Raw genomic sequence first — 20,008 nt, 5'->3', positions numbered from 1 at the left:
CGATTTTTTAGAAGCTTTAAAACGGAATGGATGCCAAAGGTTGGATATGGGAATTTTATAGATGCTAAATATAGCGTTAGTGATTATATCAACGGATATTACAACAACGTTAGGCCGCATCATTATAATGCCGGTTTAGCGCCAAATGAATCTGAGGTTAGATATCAAGATTCTAAAACTGTGGCCAAATTTTATTGACCACTACAAACTACACCTAGTATAAATAAGTAAAAATAGAACAAAGCTTCCCGTGCTGCTCACGCTCTTTATCTATAATGGTGTAGGCAACAAAAAGAAAATGACTCTATGGACAAACTAAAGTGTAAAGCATGTTTGGAATTTATGCTGCTCCTGAAGTAACAAAGTTAATTTGACTACCTAATTAGAGGTTTTATCATGTGTCTCATCAGACTTAAGAGACGCTATGAAATGAAAAGAAATTTGAGTTAACTTTAGAGGCAAATACCATTTTTGTATTAGAGGATGTAGTGTATTTCGGCTTACTTAATTGATTATCAGCAACACTTTACAAGACTTATAAAATGTCAAATAAATAGCGCAGGACTAATAAATATTAATCCTGCGCCATATATTAAACGCTGTATTTACATTGACGTACTTTCGGTGTTTCTAATATCCTCAGTAATTTTCACATCAATAAATCTAAATGCACCAGCTAAAACTGGAATTTCAACTACTCCATTTGAATCCGGAGAGAATATTTCACCTGATAGAATATCTACTATCGTTTCAGGTGTAACTGAGTTAAATTTCACCTTAGCAATTTTATCACCTGGATTTAAGTATCCACTATCAACAAGTGTAAGCCTTAAGTGTTTTTTGTCTGACTGAGCAACAACCCATGCAGTTTCTCCTGATACAGTCATTGGCAGAAGGTTAGATTTTTCTTCAATCTTATCCCTAATTTGTTTATATCGAATGCTATCAGCAGCCATTACATTTTCCCCATTAGGATCGAAGTAACTTTTACCGTCAGTAATATATTCCTTCATAATATTTTTATAGATAGGGTGCATATTATCAGCCAATGCGCCTCTAACTGTACCTTCATCTTTAAATTTACCTTGCTGAACCGGTGTGATTAAAACTAATCCTTTAGGAAATTTTGGTATAAAATCTAATCGTCTTTCTTTCGTATCAGCAGCATAACTAGAATAATCCCACGGCAACGTTTTTGCACCTGGCCACGTGCCATTTAGGCGACTAAATACATATGGCACAGATTCTTTCTCTTCATCATAAAACGTAGTCCATTTCACATTATTTGATGTTTCTCTATAAACAGGGTCTGGCTCTTTCATACTGATGTGAACTGGCGATAAACTTAATAGCTCATCACGTTTAGGAACATAAAGCGCTCCTTTACCAATTAGCTCCCAAGCAAGACTCATGTATTCTTGATTAAAGCCGAAGTTATTAATATAACGTGCACCTGACGCTAATTTATAGATTATTTGTCTAAGCGCATGATTAGGAACCATTTGATGAGAGTGTTGACGTAATCGGTCAAAACTAGGGTTATCTCTCGCATACCTCTCACCCCAATCATCGACAGAACCAGCCGCCCAAAGACCCATTCTCCCTGCCACACTTATTTCCATTGATTTATCTGTTGTTTCTTCCATTGCAGGAACAAAAGCATCAGCTAAACGTCCAGATCTTAATTCCAACCATTCCGGAGCATATATAGTGGACTGCCAAAATGTATGTTTATTTCGCATAAATAAATTAGCGTTGTTTTCACTACTAAATTTGGCTAAAGGATAAAAGTGATGATTTAGTACTTTATTAAATGCCTCTCCATGCCCTTCGATCTCCGGGTATATATTGACTGTCTTTTTGCCTTCTCCACTACTTATAATTCTTTTCATAGTGGCTAAACTAATCATGTACGGATCATTTCCATGACCTGCCCACTGTGATATCCCATCGCTATTTTCATAACCATCTGAAAGCTGATTAAACATTTCCTCAGGTGATAATGTATAATTTTTACGGCGATCTCTTTTATCACGGTACTTCGGGTTATCAGCAAGTATTTCACTTCTATCCCAGTTCTCTACATTTGGTAAGGTCGAGTAATTTAAAAATACAGGTGAATCATACAAAGACTCACTTCTTTCGATTGTATCTGGGATATCATTACGACTCTCTGAAATAAAGTAAACGGGTAAAGGTTCACGTTCGCGAGTCGGCTTTTGAAAAGATGATAGTTGCCTTTCAATTGTTCTAGTATTGTTCTGTATAGCTGCCAGCTTGCCTTGCGGCTCTAGCTCTTTATAGGCATTCTTCCAATCTGGGTTAGATGTATCAATTATGTGTACTTGGCTGCCTCCACTTTGAGCACTTGCAAGTAAAATTTTATTTGAATCCTTGTCTTTCCAGATATCATAATATGAATACTTACTGGCTAGTATTTCCGAATCATTCACATCAAATGACTCTGGGGTTAGAAGTATTCTCGATCCAAAAAGTGTTAAGTACGTCGAAATACCTTCATTAATAACGACTTCAGTTTGAGCGACACGGTATCCAAAACGGTCGATTTGTCTTGCTATATCATTTATTTGACTTTTCTTTTGCGAAAGATCACTTAAGTCCATAACTGAAATAGCGGCATCTCCTATCTGAGCGCTATTACCTATAGTTAGCTCATCATTACCATCATTATCAAAATCGACTGTACGCAGGTCGCCTATGCCTTTTTTTATTAATACTCTACTTTTTTCGCTCGGTAAGTCAGCAAATGGTTCAAAGATATAAAAGCGGCCAGAACTTTGAAGGCTATTATTTGTTCCTAGAACAACCAGCTTTTCAGTACCATCACTAGATTTTATAGGGCGTACAAAATTCACTGTGTGAGTACCCGCTTCAGGTTTTACGCCATCACCAAAAACACCTTCTTCTGAGTATGTTTTTGATTCAATAGTTTTTAATAATTCACCATCAGTAGATATATAATACAAGTTTTTATCATAGCCACCTGCAACAACATACTTGTTATCTGCATCAGAGATTACAGTTACAGAGTTCATAGGAACTTCATTAAGTCCAAACGTCCACTTTAAAGAACCATCACTATTAATACAGTAAACATTACCATCTGCATTCGCAGCAAATACTTCTACAAGTCCATCACCATTAATATCTTGAACCCAAATATCATGGTTCATAAAACCCGAGAGTTCATTTTCCCATAATTTTTGTCCATTAAAATTAAAAGCAGCTACTGTCCCCTCATAACTAGTCGTTATGATTGATGAGCCACTGCTCAGCATTCCAGTCCTAACTTTAGTAACTGTTCGATTTGTTTCAATACTTTTAATGGCCGATTGAGAAGCCTTAACGACAGGGAGAGCGCAACCAATTAACAGCGTACTTGCTATTACTGCAGATAAGATTTTTACTTTCATAACATTCCTCGCATAAATATAAATTAGTAAATATTTAGGACTTAGGTGTGTACCTATTTCCTAGAATAAAAGTTTATGCTTTTTTTGAATAGAAGATCAAAGTTTGGGTGAAAATAGTAAACAAGGCAAAATCAGTGCATAAACAATCCTTTTGTATTGATTTAACAAATAGATTAAGCAAATTAATTATGTAAGACAAATCATTTATAATACTTATATTATTTATAAAAACACTTGGATGTACCTAATTTATTAGGTCATAGACAGGTAAGCAATATTAAATAAATGAAAAAACCATCAATAAGAGATAACGATGCCACTGTAACCATCCCTTTACATAAATTGTAACTTTCGATTCTTCACAATTGTTACCAAAGTATTAAGCCTTATATCGGCATAATTAATTTGGCCAGTGTAAATAAGTAAAAAAACTAACCACTTCAACACCTTCTTAATATCGCCATGAAAATCAGAATTGCCTTCAAAAAACTGCAAAAAATGCCTATCAACAAACAACAATATCCTTGGGTTATCTTCCCACGCTGATTTACTAGCTCGTTGGTATTTACGAATAAGCTGAAATTTGATGCCCATTAAAATATTGCACAATACGTTTAAAGTATTGATATGGAAGTTAGGTGAGACTTTTTGAAGTGAAATTACGTATGGTCTTTTATAATACTCGTACCCGTTATGTTACTCACTGTTGGCTTTTCTTCGATTTTATTTAGGATTAAAAACGAGAGTTGATAAAATGAGACACTGTTAATTGATACTTTTAACTGCGCCTTCTATTTAAACAATTACATAATCGCCATAAACTATATTCAATTGGTGTTACAGCCCTTATCTCGTAACTTAATGGATACTACCGCACCCACTATCACTATAAAAAAGCGATTTTAGATACAGTAATGTTTTATGCTTTTTTAAGGTTTCAGTTACTAATTATCTATTATTAGGCGAAAGCGATGCACAGCTAGCCTTTGCAATGCTGAACTTAATCAATAATATCCCAGGCAATATTCTTCTTTATATTACTCATAACAGATATAATTTAATTACATAACCTCAGCCTTTCCCCTCTTAATCTCTAATGAAATTTTAAAGCGCCGCTGTTAATATTGTCTACCTCCTAAGCAATAAAGTAGTTCTGATGGCAGCTCATTATTCTCTCGATGATTTACGTTACTTTTGCACCATAGTAAAACTAGGTAGCTTTAAAAAAGCATCAGCAGACCTTGGTATGTCACTATCAACTTTAAGCCGTAGAATACGCTTATTAGAGCAAGCTCTTCAATTAACGCTATTAAATCGAGATGCCCATCGGGTGACACTTACGCATACTGGCGAGTTATATTACGACCGCTATCGCAAGTTGTTTGACGAAGTAGAGTGTATTGAGCAAGCACTTTGTGATGAAAAAGACCAACCTAAAGGAAAAATTAGGATCTCTGCCCCCATTTACATGGGTAAACATTTTTTAAGTACTATTTTTTGTGATTTTTTACTACAGTATCCCGAAATTCAATTAGATTTACGCTTTTCAAATAACCTTATTGATATTGAAAAAGAAGGGATTGATATAGCATTTAGAGTAAGAAACCCTGTCATTGATAATTGGGTTATTAGGGAGCTTAAGCTTACTCATAATGTGTTGTGTGCTCACCCAAATCATGATTATCAATCTATCACTCATCCTAAACAATTAGAGCAGCACCCAAAAATTACGTGCGTTGGGTTAGTTCCGTGGCAATTAAAAAATCAGCACACGAACGAGGAATATTGCTTCAACCCAAACACACATGTTCGATTGGAAGTTGATGAAATTCAAATGATGAAACAAGCCGTTGAGTCTGGCGTAGGTATTAGTTACATTCCTGAATATATAGCATTGCCTCTTATTGAAGCCGGAAAGCTTAAACGTATTCTTCCTGGCTGGCAAAGCGAAGGGCAGCCTTTTTCTATGCTTTATCGCGACAAAAAACAAATCCCTTATCGTGTGCGATTACTGATAGAGCATACACTGCAACACTTTACTAAAACGTAGCAGTGTAGGTTTTTCACAGCAAAGTAATTGAGCTAATTCGACCGTTAAAAACTAAGCCTTAGTACAATTACACCTAAAAATGCAGTTGTTAATCCTATCACTTCTTGGCGTGTAAAAGACTCTTTTAGAACGATACGCGAATACAATAAAATAATTAAAATATTCATACCTGAAATCGCTGAAACTAGCCCTGTATTACCAATTGCAAAGGCTGATATTATTGCAACCATGCCAGCTACATTCGTTAAACCAATAAGTAACCCGCACGAAAATGTTTTACCGGCAGACCAATGCCCTTGAGAAGTGCCTTGCTCTGCTAGCATTTTTTTGCGTTTTACTAACCAACTAATAGCAAAAAGAAAGCTACCAAAACCAAACATAGACGTTAGCGTTGCAAACGTATCGGCCTCAAGAAGTGTTGATTGCTTGCCCATTAAATCATTAAATGCAAAGGATAGTGCAGCCAGTAACCCCCATTGCGCGCCTTGTAAGTTACTCAATGAGATATCGCTGGAGTAGCGAATAATATAAAGGCCGCCAAAAATAATAAAAAAGCCAATTAATTGAATCGTTGTTAAGGTTTCATGCCATAGTAAAAAGGCAAACATCAATACAAATAAGGGCGTTAATCCCGATAGAATACTAATTAAAGATGCTTTTCCAACCGAAAACCCCTTGTGCAAAAACCCATTGGCCGCAAAGGATCCAAAACCTAAAGCGAGTCCAACAGTAATGTCAGCCCAGCCGTACCATGTGTGCTCAAACACCACAGTACCTAGCGCACTAATTATAAATCCCACAAAAAAAACACCGAATAATAATAGATTACGATTAATCTTTTTTTGTGACGTCCATTGGTACATTATTCCTCGCGCACCAAAAAAAACAGTGGCGAGTAATGCAAAAATTATCCACATATAAGTGAGACCCTTTATAATTTACTTTGATAAACCCGAATAAAAAGTGGTTATTTAACATTGTTGAATGGAGTAACTATTACATAAAGATTCAGCAGTAAAGCACGTAGCCACTACAAGAGCGTTACCCGATACCTAGCTTCTACTCTATAAAATAAGCAGCTTAGGCTTCACATAATAAAATACTAGCCACACAATTACACTTTAATAAACAACAACACCAGTATATTTAATCTATAAATATTATAAATAGGCATAAGTGGCACTATAGATCCCATAAATAGCACTTAACTATTTAGTCGCTTAGCTTCAATCAAATAGTGAGCAACTAACACACAGAAATAACAACAATTTAGTGAAAAAAACGAATTTATAAAAACATAAAAAAAACAGTTTTAAACTGTCATTTTATCGCCAATATATTTTTAACCTAAAACTCAATTGACTTTATTTTTAAACTCAATATGATTGATTTAAACAAAGAGGATAATATGTTTACTTTAATCACATATCTGCTAAAAACAAATACCACCTTCGGAATTTAAGCCGAGTGTAACCCTTACACTCGGCAGTTACACTGTACCTTTATATATTTAAATTCGATTTAGTTTTTGTGGGGATTAGTCCGTGCTTTCTTTTCTGTTCGAGCGTAAAAAACCTTTCCTGTCTAAAAATGACTTCACAGACGCAGCGGTACTATTACAACCGCTGAAGCTTGCGTATTTACTACAAGAAGTCGAGTATTCACAGCGACCTTGGTCAAAATTCAATCCGCATGTACAAATTAATAGCACGGTGGTTATTAAAAATATAACCACCGGTTTTAAGCGCCGTATAACTTTAGTGACTCCAAACCAACGAAGGCACTTTATTAGTGACGTATCATTTCACTCTCCTCTTGGGGTCGCTCTTTTAGGGCATAAAATAAATCATATTATTGAATATAAAGAAGCTGGGGAATCCCACCTTTGGGAAATAATAGCCATTAATATTAAGGAGGAAATATAGAGTAAATTATTTCAATTTTTATTTATTAATTTTATATATTTAATTGGAGTTATTTGTAATGAGTAAAGAAAAACCTAAAAAACATGCAAGCAAAACATTAAAACAAAAACGTAAAGAGCGAAGAGATAAGCTAAAGCAGCTTGAAAAATAATTAATATTATTTTAAATAAAGTCGCAAACTCGGGGTTTTTATAATCCCGAGTTTTTTGAAAAAAAACTATATTAAGCTGTAGCTAAACAGCTTGCTTAAATGGATTACGGGTATCTTGGTGATCCTCAAGGTTACGCATTAAAATGGCGTGCTCTAAGTTAATGGCATCATCTAATGGTATTTTTACAATGTGACCAGAGCCTTTAGCATCGCTAATACTTTCGCCCTTTTTGTTTTGCATGTATTCAAGCTCAAAAGTAATATTACCTTGCGGTGTCATGAGTTCGAGTGAATGCCCTGTGCAAAATTTATTTTTAACGTCTATTTCAACTAAACCATTTTCGCAGCGTTCAAGTACTTCACCCACAAATTGCTGCTTAGTTGATACAGAGTGACCGTATTCATAGTTTTGATAATCTTGGTGGGCATGGCGTTTTAAAAATCCTTCGGTATAACCACGATGTGCTAAATTCTCAAGTGTTTTAAATAAGTTAGTATCAAATGGTTTACCCGAAACCGCATCGTCTATTGCTTTACGATACACTTGCGCGGTGCGCGCTACATAATAAAATGATTTAGTACGCCCTTCTATTTTTAAACTATGTACGCCCACTTTTGTTAGCTTTTCAACATATTGCACGGCGCGTAAATCTTTTGAATTCATAATGTAAGTGCCATGTTCATCCTCAAATGCTGGCATATACTCACCAGGGCGGCCTTGCTCTTCAAGCATGAATACATCGTTACTTGGCGCACCTTCACCAAGAGTAGGAATAACCTGTTTGGGATCAATTTTATGTACCATTTCGCCGGTTTCGTTTTCAACCCCCGGTTTTACATCATAGTCCCAGCGACAGGCATTTGTGCACGTGCCTTGGTTTGGATCGCGTTTGTTTATATAACCAGAGAGCAAACAACGCCCCGAATAAGCCATACACAGTGCGCCGTGCACAAATACTTCAAGTTCGGTGTCTGGGCAGAGTGTGCGTATTTCAGTTATTTCTTCGAGCGACAGCTCCCTTGATAAAATAACCCGTTCAATCCCCTGCTTTGCCCAAAATTGGACACTCGCATAATTTACCGCATTTGCTTGAACTGATAAGTGAATTGACATAGTTGGCCATTTTTCACGAACAAGCATAATTAAACCAGGGTCTGACATAATCAGCGCATCGGGCTGCATCGCAATAACAGGTTCTATATCACGTAAATACGATTTAACTTTCGCGTTATGCGGCGCAATATTAGACACCACATAAAACTTTTTATTTTGCGCGTGCGCTTCATCAATACCTATTTGCAAAGTATCTAAGTCAAACTCATTATTACGCACTCGCAAACTATAGCGAGGTTGCCCTGCATAAACCGCATCTGCGCCATAAGCAAAGGCGTAGCGCATGTTTTTTAAACTGCCTGCAGGGCATAGTAATTCAGGAATAAAAGGCGTTGAAGAGATAGCTGGTAACATGTGCGCTCCATACAGCGAACTGGGTTTAAGCCAGTTGTATGATTAATTAATTTATAAGCGCGGCAGTATAAATGCGGTCAATAATTTGCGTTTGATCGAGATCACTAAACTGCAACCAAACTGGTTTTTAATAAAATTAGGATTTTTCACTTAAAACGCGTATAATTCGCGCCCGTTAATATTCACACTTTTACTTAAAATTATTGGAGCATAAAGATGGCTTTAGAACGTACTTTTTCAATCGTAAAACCTGATGCAGTTGCTAAAAACCACATTGGCGCTATCTACAACCGTTTCGAATCTGCTGGCCTTAAAATCGTTGCAGCTAAAATGGTTCACCTTTCACAAGAGAAAGCTGAAGGTTTCTACGCTGAACATAGCGAACGTCCTTTCTTCGGTGCTTTAGTATCTTTCATGACATCTGGTCCAGTAATGGTTACAGTTCTTGAAGGCGAAAACGCTGTTCTTAAAAACCGTGAAATCATGGGTGCTACTAACCCTGCTGAAGCACTAGCTGGCACTTTACGTGCAGACTACGCTGATAGCATCGACGAAAATGCTGTTCACGGTTCTGATGCTGTTGAATCTGCTGCTCGCGAAATTGCTTACTTCTTCGCTGACGAAGAGCTTTGTTCACGTACTCGTTAATTCGAATTCGTTAACATATTGAAAAGGGCTTTCGGGCCCTTTTTTAGTCATTACGTAAAGTATTAATCAGTAAACTAATAATGTTTTACTTAATGATTAAAGTGAGTGAATTATGTACAATTCGTCCTCGTAAATTTTATCTCCACCGTCACCGATTGAGGTTGTTTCATGACCGAGCAAAAAAAGATTAACTTATTAGATTTAAACCGAGATGCAATGCGCGAGCTATTTGCATCGTTCGGTGAAAAGCCGTTTCGTAGTGACCAGGTTATGAAATGGATTTATCATTTTGGCGTAGATAACTTCGACGATATGAGCAACGTAAACAAAAAGCTTAAAGAAAAACTTAAAGCTGAATGCGAAATTGTAGCGCCAGAAATCACCGTTCGCCAGCAAGCAAGCGACGGTACTATTAAGTACGCACTTATTCTGGAAGGCGGCCAAGAAGTAGAAGCCGTTTGGATCCCTGAAAAAGAGCGCGCTACTTTATGTGTATCATCACAAGTTGGTTGTGCTCTTGAATGTACTTTTTGTTCTACTGCGCAACAAGGCTTTAACCGTAACTTAAAAGTATCTGAAATTATTGGCCAAGTTTGGCGTGTAGCTAAAGATATTGGCCTTGATGGTCATAGTGAAAAGCGCCCAGTAACTAACGTTGTAATGATGGGTATGGGCGAGCCTTTACTTAATCTTAAAAACGTAGTGCCAGCAATGGAATTAATGATGGACGATTGGGGCTTTGGTTTATCTAAGCGCCGCGTAACATTAAGCACTTCAGGCGTTGTACCCGCACTTGATTTACTAAAAGAGAAAATTGACGTAGCACTGGCTATATCACTTCACGCACCAGATAACGCACTGCGTGATATTTTAGTACCGGTTAATAAAAAGTACCCTATCGAAGAGTTTTTAGCCTCATGTCGTCGTTATATCGATGGTTCGAAAGCCAATAAAGACGTAACAGTTGAATACGTTATGCTTAATGGCATTAACGACAGCACCGATCAGGCGCATGCATTAGTGCAAACGTTAAAAGGCACACCTTGTAAGGTCAACCTTATTCCGTTTAACCCGTTCCCGGGTAATGAGTACACTCGCTCAAGCAATAGCCGTATTGACCGTTTTTCAAAAGTATTACAAGCAGCAGGCGTTACCTGTATTGTGCGTCGTACTCGCGGTGACGACATTGACGCCGCTTGCGGACAGTTAGTAGGTGATGTAGTTGACCGTACTAAACGTTTAGCTAAAAAGAAAATGCGTGACGATAACGCAATTAGCGTTAACATCCACCAAGCATAATCTATAACCACCCTATGTGAATTAGTTATGTAGGGTGGTTAAGTTGCTTATTTTCAAATAAATGATGCAAGATCAAAGGTTTTAGGTAAGATAGGTGCCATGGACTAAAAATGAAGAGATATGGTAATGCGATCTATACTTGCTATAACACTATCGACACTTGCCATAAGCGGCTGTGTTAGCGAAAGTAGTTATAACGGTAGTAATAAGCCCGTCGTCGAAAATAAAATTAATAATACTGGCGCAGCACGAACACGAATTGCTTTAGCCCTACAGTATCTAAAAACGGGTAATAACTCTCAAAAATACAACTTAGAACGTGCAGCTGCATTTGCTCCTGACCTACCTGAAGTACATTACTCTCTTGCTTATTACTATCAACAAGTAGGCGAAAATCAGCTAGCAGATAAAGCCTACCAAAAAGCACTCGAAATAAAGCCAGACGATCCTAATACCCTTAACAACTACGGTGTATTTTTATGTGGTATTGATGAATACGACCGTGCAACTGATCAATTTTTAAAAGCCATTGAAGTACCAAGTTATATTCGCGTTGCCGAAAGCTACGAAAACTTAGCGTTATGTGCTATCGAATTTGATGATTTTGAAAATGCAGAAAGCTACTTCCAGCAAGCACTTAATCACAGCTCTCAACGTACATCTACGTTAATTAGCTTAGCTGCACTGTATTACGCTAAAAGTGACTTATACAAAGCCAGTGAACTTTTAAAACGCTACGAAAGCACAGGTCGAGTATCTTCTCGCGCATTAATGCTTAGCTACCTTGTAAAAAACAGAATGGGCAGAATAGAAGAGGCTGAAAAGATCTCCAGTACTATTTTACAAACTTACTCTACCAGTAACGAAGCCTATGCATTAAAAGAGAAAAGAACACGTTTTAATGAGTTTGAAATACTGCGAGAAAAATACCGCAAAGCGCAATTAAAAGAAATAAAAAATGATGAAAGCGGCACACATATTAGTTCAAAGCCAAAAATAAAAGTAATTAGAAAGAAACGTTCACCAGAGGACGGCTCAACAAGCTTAGTAACAAATGACGAGAAAAAAACAGATAAAAACCTCGCAACAGCATATAACCAAGACTTGAATCCGGTTATAGCAAGAGAAAATCAAGCCGATGGAAATACAATAGTAGCAAAACAAATTATAGCTCCTAAAGTCGTCGTACCAAGCAAGTCTACCGATACATCAGCTGTTATGCTTGCACTTACCACTGAACACGACTCTGCGGAGTCTATAGTAGCAGCGCCTATGAAGGCTAAGCCCACTTACGAACCTAAAAAAATGCCTGTAGTAAAAAAGCAATCTGGCAAAGCTGATGATGAAGTAAAAATAATTTCGTTTGGCGCGCCTAAAGCAAATCAGCTTAATTCACAAGAAAACAACAAAAACACTAACGTAGTACCTGTAGTTACCACTCAAAAAAATAGTAGTGACGTGGTATTCTACGAAGCGACTAAAAATACAACTGTATTTGAAAATAGCAGCTATCAAAATGATGCAGATATTGAATTTAAAAGTTACGAAGCAGTACAAAAAACAGAGCTCCCAATGCTTAACCCTAAAGTATCGCCTTTACGCGTGCCATTTCACGTAATTGCTGTTGGCGAAAACCTATTTAGCATTTCGGTGCGATACAATGTTAAACTACAAAAGCTCCTGCAATGGAATGGTCTAAAAGAGTCGGATCGGGTAATGAATGGAAGTAAAATATACCTAAACGATCCAAATATTTATTACGAAATTAAAGCTGGTGATTCCCTTTACGATATAGCTACCCAGCGGCATGTATTAATTGATGAATTAATGCGATGGAATAAATTAAGTCCTGATATAGCACTAAAACCAGGGCACAAACTTTTACTAGTGGATCCAGACTCATACACATTATGAATGAAGAAAATACGCAAACACAGAGCGAACAGCCAACTGTAGGCCAAATATTAAAAAATCATAGAGAACAAGCGAACGTTAGCATAGCGACTATTGCTGCACCGTTAAAGCTCTCTGAACTTCAAATTAAACGCCTTGAAAATGATGAATTTACATTACTCGGCCCTATTACTTTTGTTAAAGGCTATATAAAAAACTATTGCCGTGAATTAAAAGTAGATAGCGCACCTATATTAGCAATGATGCCAGCCCCACCAGAGCCGGCTAAACCCGCTAATATGCAGAGTTTTTCACGCCGTACAGAAAAAGAAGCAAACGACAGTCGTTTAATGTTTTTTAGCTATTTAATTTTAGCGATTGTTATTGGCTCATCTGCTTTATGGTTTTGGCAAAACGCGACACCTATTGAAGAGCAAACGAGTAACATAAACGTAGCCAACTCAAAAATGAGTGAACGACAAGCCGCTCAACCCAGTATTTCAGAGCAACAGCAACAAGCCGAAATTGACGATGAATCATTATTAGAATCACAAAGCACGTCTAGTGAAACATCAACAAGCCCAGAAATAGTTAAAGAAACGGCTCCTATTGTTTCTAACAGCGCAAGTCAAGAAGATGCTAGCAGTACAATTGTCATGAACTTTAATGGCGAAAGTTGGGTTGAAATTTACGACGGCGAAGGCGAAAAAATAGCATTCGGCGTTAAAAAAGCAGGCTACATTATGACCGTAAGCGGTACGCCTCCTTTTTCAGTTGTGCTTGGTAAGCATGACGCTGTAGACATTACTTTAAACGGTGAACCTGTAGATGTTTCTGCATTTCCTCAAAACCGTTTAGCCAAATTTACATTACCACTAGCAGAGTAGTCGCTATGTTTTCAGAATCTCCAATTAAACGCAGAAAATCCACCCGAATCAATGTAGGTAACGTCCCTATTGGTGATGGTGCCCCTATTGCAGTGCAATCAATGACTAACACCGACACCATGGATGTTGATGCAACTGTTGCACAAATACAGGCAATACAAGATGCAGGTGCCGACATAGTCCGTGTATCAGTACCAACAATGGATGCAGCCGAAGCGTTTAAAAGTATAAAAGAGCAAGTAACGATTCCGCTAGTTGCAGATATTCATTTTGATTACCGTATAGCCTTAAAAGTGGCAAAATACGGTGTAGATTGCCTGCGTATAAACCCGGGTAATATAGGTAGTGAAGAGCGTATTAGAGCCGTAGTCGATTCTGCACGCGAGCATAACATTCCTATTCGTATTGGTGTAAATGGCGGTTCACTAGAGCGCGACTTACAAGAAAAATACGGCGAACCAACACCAGAAGCCTTATTAGAATCAGCAATGCGCCATGTAGATATATTGCGCCGCCTTGATTTTGACCAATTTAAAATATCAGTAAAAGCGTCTGACGTATTTTTAGCGGTAGGTGCATATCGCTTACTCGCTAAAGAAATAGACCAACCACTGCATTTAGGTATTACCGAAGCGGGCGGCATGCGCTCAGGCTCTGTTAAATCTGCAGTAGGTTTAGGTATGTTATTAGCCGAAGGTATTGGCGATACCCTGCGTGTATCACTTGCTGCCGACCCGGTACAAGAAATTAAAGTAGGCTTTGATATCTTAAATTCATTGCGCATTCGTTCGCGTGGAATTAACTTTATTGCCTGCCCTAGCTGCTCACGCCAAGAGTTTGATGTAGTAAGCACCATGAACCAACTTGAAGAGCGCTTAGAGGATATTATCGAACCTATGTCAGTTTCGGTAATTGGTTGCGTTGTAAATGGACCAGGTGAAGCGCTTGTGAGTGATATAGGGCTTGCCGGTGCAAATCGTCGTTCTGGTTTGTATATAAATGGCGAACGCCAAAAAGCGCGCATTGATAACAACAACATTGTTGACCAGCTTGAAGGTTATGTACGCGACTTTATAGAGAAAAAGCAGAACCAAACACCGATTGACATAAAAATAGTCGAATAAATACCGCATAAAGCGCCAAACAGCGGTGTTTGGCGTTTACCTTTATAGCTAGTGGATACCCAAACGACCCCAAGATACAGAATTCAGCGTTTCACAGGCTCTTAATATCAAGGCGTTACTTTGCAAGAATGGCAATCCCTTTTAAAAAGTAACAACGATGAGAGTAAGTGTCTGTGAACCGCCCAACGGGTTGGTTTAAAAGCGATTTATACTGCGTTATTGATTTTAACAATAGAACCACTATTACTTTCAATCAATGCCTTGCCTAAATCGCTTTTAATTCCAACTGAAACTCGCATCATGGGGTCATTTGGGTATATAATGACGGGTCAATTTTTAGCATTCTTGTTGTGTAAGCATTTTTCATTACACAAAAAAACAGCATTTAGGATTTATCAGTGGCAAAACAAATTCAGGCAGTTCGCGGTATGAACGATTGTCTGCCGGGCGATACACAAGTTTGGCAGAAAGTAGAAAACATTTTACGCGAGACAGTAGCATCGTTCGGTTATCAAGAAATTCGTTTTCCTATTGTAGAATCAACCGACTTATTTAAACGCTCTATTGGTGAAGTTACCGATATAGTAGAAAAAGAAATGTACACCTTTGCCGATCGCAATGGCGACTTATTAACACTTCGCCCAGAAGGCACCGCAGTATGCGTACGTGCTGGCAACCAAAATGGCTTACTATACAATCAAGAACAACGCCTTTGGTACATGGGTCCAATGTTTCGTCACGAGCGTCCGCAAAAAGGTCGTTACCGTCAGTTTCACCAATTTGGTTTAGAAACATTTGGTATTGCTACAGCAGATATAGACGCAGAAGTTATTTTATTAACAGCGCAACTATGGGAAGCCTTTGGTATTACTGACCACGTTCGTTTAGAGCTAAATTCTCTAGGATCTAACGAAGCGCGTGCAGATTACCGTGATGCGTTAGTAGCCTACCTTGAGCAACACATTGATGTGCTTGATGAAGACTCAAAACGTCGTATGTATTCAAACCCATTACGCGTACTTGATAGCAAAAACCCAGACGTACAAGCAATTTTAACTGATGCACCTAAATTGTCTGAAAATTTAGATGCTGAATCAAAAGAACATTTTGAAAATTTATGTGAACGTTTAGACGCTGCTGGCGTCTCATATACGGTTAATGAAAAGTTAGTACGTGGTTTAGACTACTACAACCGCACTGTATTTGAATGGGTAACCGACAGTTTAGGTGCACAAGGCACTGTATGTGCTGGCGGACGTTACGATGGCTTAGTTGAACAACTTGGCGGCAAAGCAACGCCAGCAGTTGGTTTTGCAATGGGTCTAGAGCGCTTAGTGTTATTACTACAAGCACTTGAGTGTGTAGGTGACATTCGTCGTAATGCTGATGTATATTTAGCAGCAATGGGCGACAAAGCAAGCATTCAAGCTCCTGCAATTGCAGCGCAACTACGTAAAGACGTACCGGGTTTACGCGTTATGGTACATGCGGGCGGCGGCAACTTTAAAAAACAATTAAAACGTGCTGATAAAAGCGATGCACTTGTTGCAGTGATTATTGGTGAAGATGAATTAGAAAAAGGCGTTGTGACCATCAAGTATTTACGCGAGCGTAAAGAACAAGTCACATTAGAATTAGAACAAGCTAAAGCGCTATTAGCTGAGCTTATTAACGGCTAAGCGAACATTAGAGGTAAGAATGGATATTTATTCAACAGAAGAACAACAAGCAGAAGCCATTAAACGCTTTTTCCGTGAAAACGGCATTTCACTTGCGCTAGGTATACTTGTTGGCCTAGGTGGCTTATATGGCTGGAAAGCATATAACCAAAACCAAATTACTACCGCTGAAAAAGCATCAGATTCATATACAGCGCTTGTTGAAAGCGACGATGTATTATCTTCAGCTGATGCGTTTATTAGCGAAAATAAAGACACAAACTACGCAACACTTGCTGCATTCGTTGCTGCAAAAGACGCAGTAGAAGCGAAAAAACTAGACGTAGCAAGCGAAAAGCTAAGCTGGGTTGTGTCTAATACGCCAAATACAGAATTAAAAGCAATTGCGATTACACGTTTAGCACGTGTTCAAATTGCGCAAACTAAATATGACGATGCATTAACAACATTAAATGCACCATTACCTGAAGCGTTCAATGCAAACGTGGCCGAGCTTAAAGGCGATATTTACACTGAGCAAGGTAATAAAGATCAAGCACGTACTGCATACCAAGCAGCAATAGATGCGGGTGGATTAACAAGTAACCCACTATTACAAATTAAGTTAGATGACCTAGCAGTAACTAGCCCAGCGGCATAAGGTTTTAGGCATGAAAAAATTTACAACAGCAGCCCTTGCCCTATGTATGGCAACATTGATGGGTTGTTCATCAAGTGATGATGAAGATGAACTAGTACTTCCTGAAATTGTAAACCAATTTGAAACTGACGTTGTTTGGCAAGAATCTGTAGGTGATGGCGTAGAGCATTATTTTTCTCGTTTAACACCCGCAGTTTACAAAGATACTGTGTATGTTGCTAGCCGCGAAGGCCAAGTAGAAGCGCTTTCGCTTGATAATGGCGATACAAAATGGGAAACCGATGTACGCCAAGATTTATCGTTTTGGCCTTGGGCTGACAACGGTAATGCAAAATTATCAGGTGGTATTTTGCAAGCCTATGGTAAAATTTATATTGGTTCTGAACACGGCTTTATTATTGCTCTTGATCGCGAAACTGGTGAAGAAGTTTGGCGTAAAAACGTACCAGGCGAATCTCTGTCTAAACCAACAGCAGGCGATGGCTTAATATTTGTAAATTTAGGCTCTGGTAAATTGTTAGCCCTTCACCCAGATACAGGCGAAGAGCGTTGGAGCTTTGAACAAGAAGTTCCACCACTAACATTACGCGGACAAAGCTCGCCAACCGTTGCTAACGGTGGTGTATTAGTAGGCCTTGAAACAGGCAAGTTAAGCGTATTAATTTCAGACAGTGGTTACTCAGCATGGAGCGCAGAAATTGCGGTTGCCAAAGGCGCATCAGAATTTGAACGCCTAGTTGACGTAGACACTCAACCACTTATTAGCGGTCCATACGCTTACGCTATAGCTTACAACGGCAACTTAGCCGCTGTAGATATTCGCTCTGGCAATGTTGTATGGAAACGTGAATACAGCAGCTACCGCGAAATTGCGATGGATGCACAAACAATTTATTTAGTAGATAGCGATGGTGTTATTTACGCATTAGATAAAAATTCAGGTATTGAACGTTGGAGCCAACCCGCTCTACGCGGTTGGTACCTAACAGGCCCTGCGGTTGCAGGTAGCCACTTAGCTTTAGGCGACCAAGAAGGTAACCTACATTGGCTAAATAAAGAAACTGGCGAGCTAGTATCTCGTGAAGACTTTGACAGCTCGGGCTTTTTTGTTGAGCCAGTTGTTGCCGACGATAAGCTAATTTTATACACCCGTGATGGTGAAGTTAGTATGGTAAAAATACCAAACTAAGTTACTAATAGTCATATGGTTTTTTTAAGGCTTCGCACTGCGAAGCCTTTTGTTGTTTTTTAAAGAGGTAGTTTATGCTTCCCGTGATCGCTCTAGTTGGGCGACCCAATGTGGGAAAATCCACATTATTTAACCGTTTAACACGTACTCGTGATGCACTCGTAGCCGATTTTCCAGGTTTAACACGAGATAGAAAATATGGCCAAGCTAGTTACGATGGCTATGAATTTATCGTGGTAGACACGGGCGGTATTGATGGCTCAGAAGAAGGCATCGAAATCGAAATGGCAGATCAATCTCTGCTAGCTATTGAAGAAGCTGACATTGTTCTGTTTTTAGTAGATGCTCGTGTAGGTATGACCGTAGCTGACCAAGCAATTGCTAATCACTTGCGTAAACAAGATAAAAAGTGTTTTGTTGTTGCCAATAAAACCGATGGTATTGATGCAGATTCAAACTGTGCTGAATTTTACCAATTATCATTAGGTGAAATTCATCACATTGCTGCATCGCATGGCCGTGGTATTACGTTATTACTTGAGCAAACACTTCAGCCGCTTATTGCTGAATTAGCTGCACAAGACGAAGACGTAACAGGCGATGACGAAGAGCTTATTAATCTTTACGAAGAAGATGAAGACAGCGATACCGATCACCAGGCATTTGCAGACAAACCTGTAAAGCTTGCGATTATTGGTCGTCCTAACGTTGGTAAGTCAACGCTTACAAACCGTATACTGGGTGAAGATCGCGTAATTGTATACGACATGCCAGGTACAACACGTGACTCTATCTACATTCCGATGACTCGAAATGAAAAAGAGTATGTGTTAATTGACACCGCAGGTGTTCGTAAGCGTAAAAAAGTAAGCGACGTAGTTGAAAAGTTCTCTGTAATTAAAACGCTTCAAGCAATCGAAGATTGTAACGTTGTGTTATTGATTGTTGATGCTCGCGATGGTATTTCTGATCAAGATTTAAGCTTATTAGGCTTTGCTCTTAACTCAGGTCGTTCATTGGTAATTGCAGTGAACAAATGGGATGGCTTAGACGATTACGTTAAAGATCGTATTAAATCAGAGCTCGATCGCCGTTTAGGCTTTATTGACTTTGCACGCCTACACTTTATATCTGCACTACACGGTACAGGTGTTGGTCATTTATTCGAGTCTGTTGACGAAGCGTATGAATCAGCGACTAAACGTATAAGTACTGCAATGTTACGTCGTATTATGGACATGGCTCAAGCCGATCACCAGCCGCCACTTGTTCGTGGTCGTCGTGTTAAGCTCAAATATGCGCATGCCGGTGGTTATAACCCACCACGTATTGTTATTCACGGTAACCAAGTTAAAGATTTACCAGATAGTTATAAACGCTACCTGATGAACTACTACCGTAAAGCGCTTAAAATTATGGGCACACCTATCAAAATCGAATTTAGAGAAGGTGAAAACCCATTTGCTGGTCGTGTTAATAAAGTAACACTGTCGCAAAAGCGTAAAATACGTGCATTTGCTAAAGAAAACCGTAATAAATAAACTTTTCAAGAGTTAGTTTATTACAATAAAAACGGCGTACTTTTTAGTACGCCGTTTTTGTTTTAATATGTTATTAAGAG

General features: G+C 38.5%; 15 protein-coding genes. 12 read left to right on the top strand and 3 right to left on the bottom strand.

Annotation, left to right across the window (positions count from 1 at the left end; translation table 11 throughout):
* Positions 1 to 198, top strand: a 198-nt coding sequence (locus tag AAEY68_RS18705; RefSeq protein ID WP_350585653.1) for an IS3 family transposase, incomplete at its 5' end; no start/stop codon positions are given.
* Positions 199 to 605: 407 nt separating this feature from the next.
* Here AAEY68_RS18705 and AAEY68_RS18700 read toward each other — a convergent pair.
* Entirely contained in the window at positions 606 to 3,434 is a 2,829-nt protein-coding gene (locus AAEY68_RS18700) for a PQQ-binding-like beta-propeller repeat protein (protein ID WP_024592988.1), read from the bottom strand.
* A gap of 1,156 nt (positions 3,435 to 4,590) precedes the next feature.
* Between AAEY68_RS18700 and AAEY68_RS18695 the strand changes: the two genes are divergently transcribed.
* The gene (locus AAEY68_RS18695) at positions 4,591 to 5,484 is read left to right on the top strand and encodes a LysR family transcriptional regulator (RefSeq protein WP_024592990.1); all 894 of its coding nucleotides are present in this window, start codon (positions 4,591 to 4,593) and stop codon (positions 5,482 to 5,484) included.
* Between the two features lie 44 nt (positions 5,485 to 5,528).
* On the opposite strand, the gene AAEY68_RS18690 is transcribed toward AAEY68_RS18695, so the two are convergent.
* A complete protein-coding gene (locus AAEY68_RS18690; RefSeq protein ID WP_024592991.1) occupies positions 5,529 to 6,401 on the bottom strand; it encodes an EamA family transporter in 873 nt (290 codons plus the stop codon).
* A gap of 627 nt (positions 6,402 to 7,028) precedes the next feature.
* Here AAEY68_RS18690 and AAEY68_RS18685 point away from each other — a divergent pair.
* The gene (locus tag AAEY68_RS18685; protein WP_024592992.1) at positions 7,029 to 7,409 is read left to right on the top strand and encodes a GreA/GreB family elongation factor; all 381 of its coding nucleotides are present in this window, start codon (positions 7,029 to 7,031) and stop codon (positions 7,407 to 7,409) included.
* A gap of 233 nt (positions 7,410 to 7,642) precedes the next feature.
* On the opposite strand, the gene trhP is transcribed toward AAEY68_RS18685, so the two are convergent.
* Positions 7,643 to 9,028, bottom strand: coding sequence for a prephenate-dependent tRNA uridine(34) hydroxylase TrhP (trhP, locus tag AAEY68_RS18680; RefSeq protein WP_024592993.1), 1,386 nt, complete (start codon positions 9,026 to 9,028; stop codon positions 7,643 to 7,645).
* A gap of 216 nt (positions 9,029 to 9,244) precedes the next feature.
* Here trhP and ndk point away from each other — a divergent pair, with 216 nt between their 5' ends.
* From ndk to der, 9 genes are all read left to right on the top strand, one after another.
* The gene (ndk, locus tag AAEY68_RS18675; protein WP_007377442.1) at positions 9,245 to 9,676 is read left to right on the top strand and encodes a nucleoside-diphosphate kinase; all 432 of its coding nucleotides are present in this window, start codon (positions 9,245 to 9,247) and stop codon (positions 9,674 to 9,676) included.
* A gap of 168 nt (positions 9,677 to 9,844) precedes the next feature.
* Entirely contained in the window at positions 9,845 to 10,975 is a 1,131-nt protein-coding gene (rlmN, locus tag AAEY68_RS18670) for a dual-specificity RNA methyltransferase RlmN (RefSeq protein WP_024592994.1), read from the top strand.
* A 126-nt stretch (positions 10,976 to 11,101) separates the two neighbouring features.
* Positions 11,102 to 12,889, top strand: a complete 1,788-nt coding sequence (gene pilW / locus AAEY68_RS18665) for a type IV pilus biogenesis/stability protein PilW (RefSeq protein ID WP_350586673.1) — start codon at positions 11,102 to 11,104, stop codon at positions 12,887 to 12,889.
* Entirely contained in the window at positions 12,886 to 13,755 is an 870-nt protein-coding gene (locus AAEY68_RS18660; protein WP_024592996.1) for a RodZ domain-containing protein, read from the top strand. The genes pilW and AAEY68_RS18660 overlap by 4 nt, the downstream gene beginning before the upstream one ends.
* Positions 13,756 to 13,760: 5 nt before the next feature.
* Positions 13,761 to 14,879, top strand: a complete 1,119-nt coding sequence (gene ispG / locus AAEY68_RS18655) for a flavodoxin-dependent (E)-4-hydroxy-3-methylbut-2-enyl-diphosphate synthase (RefSeq protein WP_010554970.1) — start codon at positions 13,761 to 13,763, stop codon at positions 14,877 to 14,879.
* Positions 14,880 to 15,277: 398 nt separating this feature from the next.
* Positions 15,278 to 16,558: a histidine--tRNA ligase gene (gene hisS, locus AAEY68_RS18650; protein WP_024591179.1), complete on the top strand. Its 1,281-nt coding sequence runs from the start codon at positions 15,278 to 15,280 to the stop codon at positions 16,556 to 16,558.
* Positions 16,559 to 16,577: 19 nt separating this feature from the next.
* Positions 16,578 to 17,198: a YfgM family protein gene (locus AAEY68_RS18645; RefSeq protein WP_007583431.1), complete on the top strand. Its 621-nt coding sequence runs from the start codon at positions 16,578 to 16,580 to the stop codon at positions 17,196 to 17,198.
* 10 nt (positions 17,199 to 17,208) lie between these two features.
* Positions 17,209 to 18,387 carry an outer membrane protein assembly factor BamB gene (bamB, locus tag AAEY68_RS18640; RefSeq protein ID WP_007583433.1) on the top strand — a complete coding sequence of 393 codons (1,179 nt, stop codon included), beginning with the start codon at positions 17,209 to 17,211 and terminating at the stop codon, positions 18,385 to 18,387.
* Between the two features lie 74 nt (positions 18,388 to 18,461).
* Positions 18,462 to 19,928, top strand: a complete 1,467-nt coding sequence (gene der, locus AAEY68_RS18635) for a ribosome biogenesis GTPase Der (protein ID WP_024592997.1) — start codon at positions 18,462 to 18,464, stop codon at positions 19,926 to 19,928.
* Positions 19,929 to 20,008: the final 80 nt, after the last annotated feature.

It is taken from the genome of Pseudoalteromonas sp. RB2-MNA-CIBAN-0110 (assembly GCF_040309305.1).
Taxonomy (GTDB): Bacteria; Pseudomonadota; Gammaproteobacteria; order Enterobacterales; family Alteromonadaceae; genus Pseudoalteromonas; species Pseudoalteromonas arctica.
The sequence above is the reverse complement of the archived record's forward strand: the minus strand, read 5'-3'. Positions and strand labels throughout refer to the sequence as shown.

Bases quoted from the DNA above. Each gene is read 5' to 3' on its own strand.
- AAEY68_RS18700 (WP_024592988.1), bottom strand. From the start codon at position 3,434: ATGAAAGTAAAAATCTTATCTGCAGTAATAGCAAGTACGCTGTTAATT.
- AAEY68_RS18695 (WP_024592990.1), top strand. From the start codon at position 4,591: ATGGCAGCTCATTATTCTCTCGATGATTTACGTTACTTTTGCACCATA.
- AAEY68_RS18690 (WP_024592991.1), bottom strand. From the start codon at position 6,401: ATGTGGATAATTTTTGCATTACTCGCCACTGTTTTTTTTGGTGCGCGA.
- trhP (WP_024592993.1), bottom strand. From the start codon at position 9,028: ATGTTACCAGCTATCTCTTCAACGCCTTTTATTCCTGAATTACTATGC.
- ndk (WP_007377442.1), top strand. From the start codon at position 9,245: ATGGCTTTAGAACGTACTTTTTCAATCGTAAAACCTGATGCAGTTGCT.
- rlmN (WP_024592994.1), top strand. From the start codon at position 9,845: ATGACCGAGCAAAAAAAGATTAACTTATTAGATTTAAACCGAGATGCA.
- pilW (WP_350586673.1), top strand. From the start codon at position 11,102: ATGCGATCTATACTTGCTATAACACTATCGACACTTGCCATAAGCGGC.
- AAEY68_RS18660 (WP_024592996.1), top strand. From the start codon at position 12,886: ATGAATGAAGAAAATACGCAAACACAGAGCGAACAGCCAACTGTAGGC.
- ispG (WP_010554970.1), top strand. From the start codon at position 13,761: ATGTTTTCAGAATCTCCAATTAAACGCAGAAAATCCACCCGAATCAAT.
- AAEY68_RS18645 (WP_007583431.1), top strand. From the start codon at position 16,578: ATGGATATTTATTCAACAGAAGAACAACAAGCAGAAGCCATTAAACGC.
- bamB (WP_007583433.1), top strand. From the start codon at position 17,209: ATGAAAAAATTTACAACAGCAGCCCTTGCCCTATGTATGGCAACATTG.
- der (WP_024592997.1), top strand. From the start codon at position 18,462: ATGCTTCCCGTGATCGCTCTAGTTGGGCGACCCAATGTGGGAAAATCC.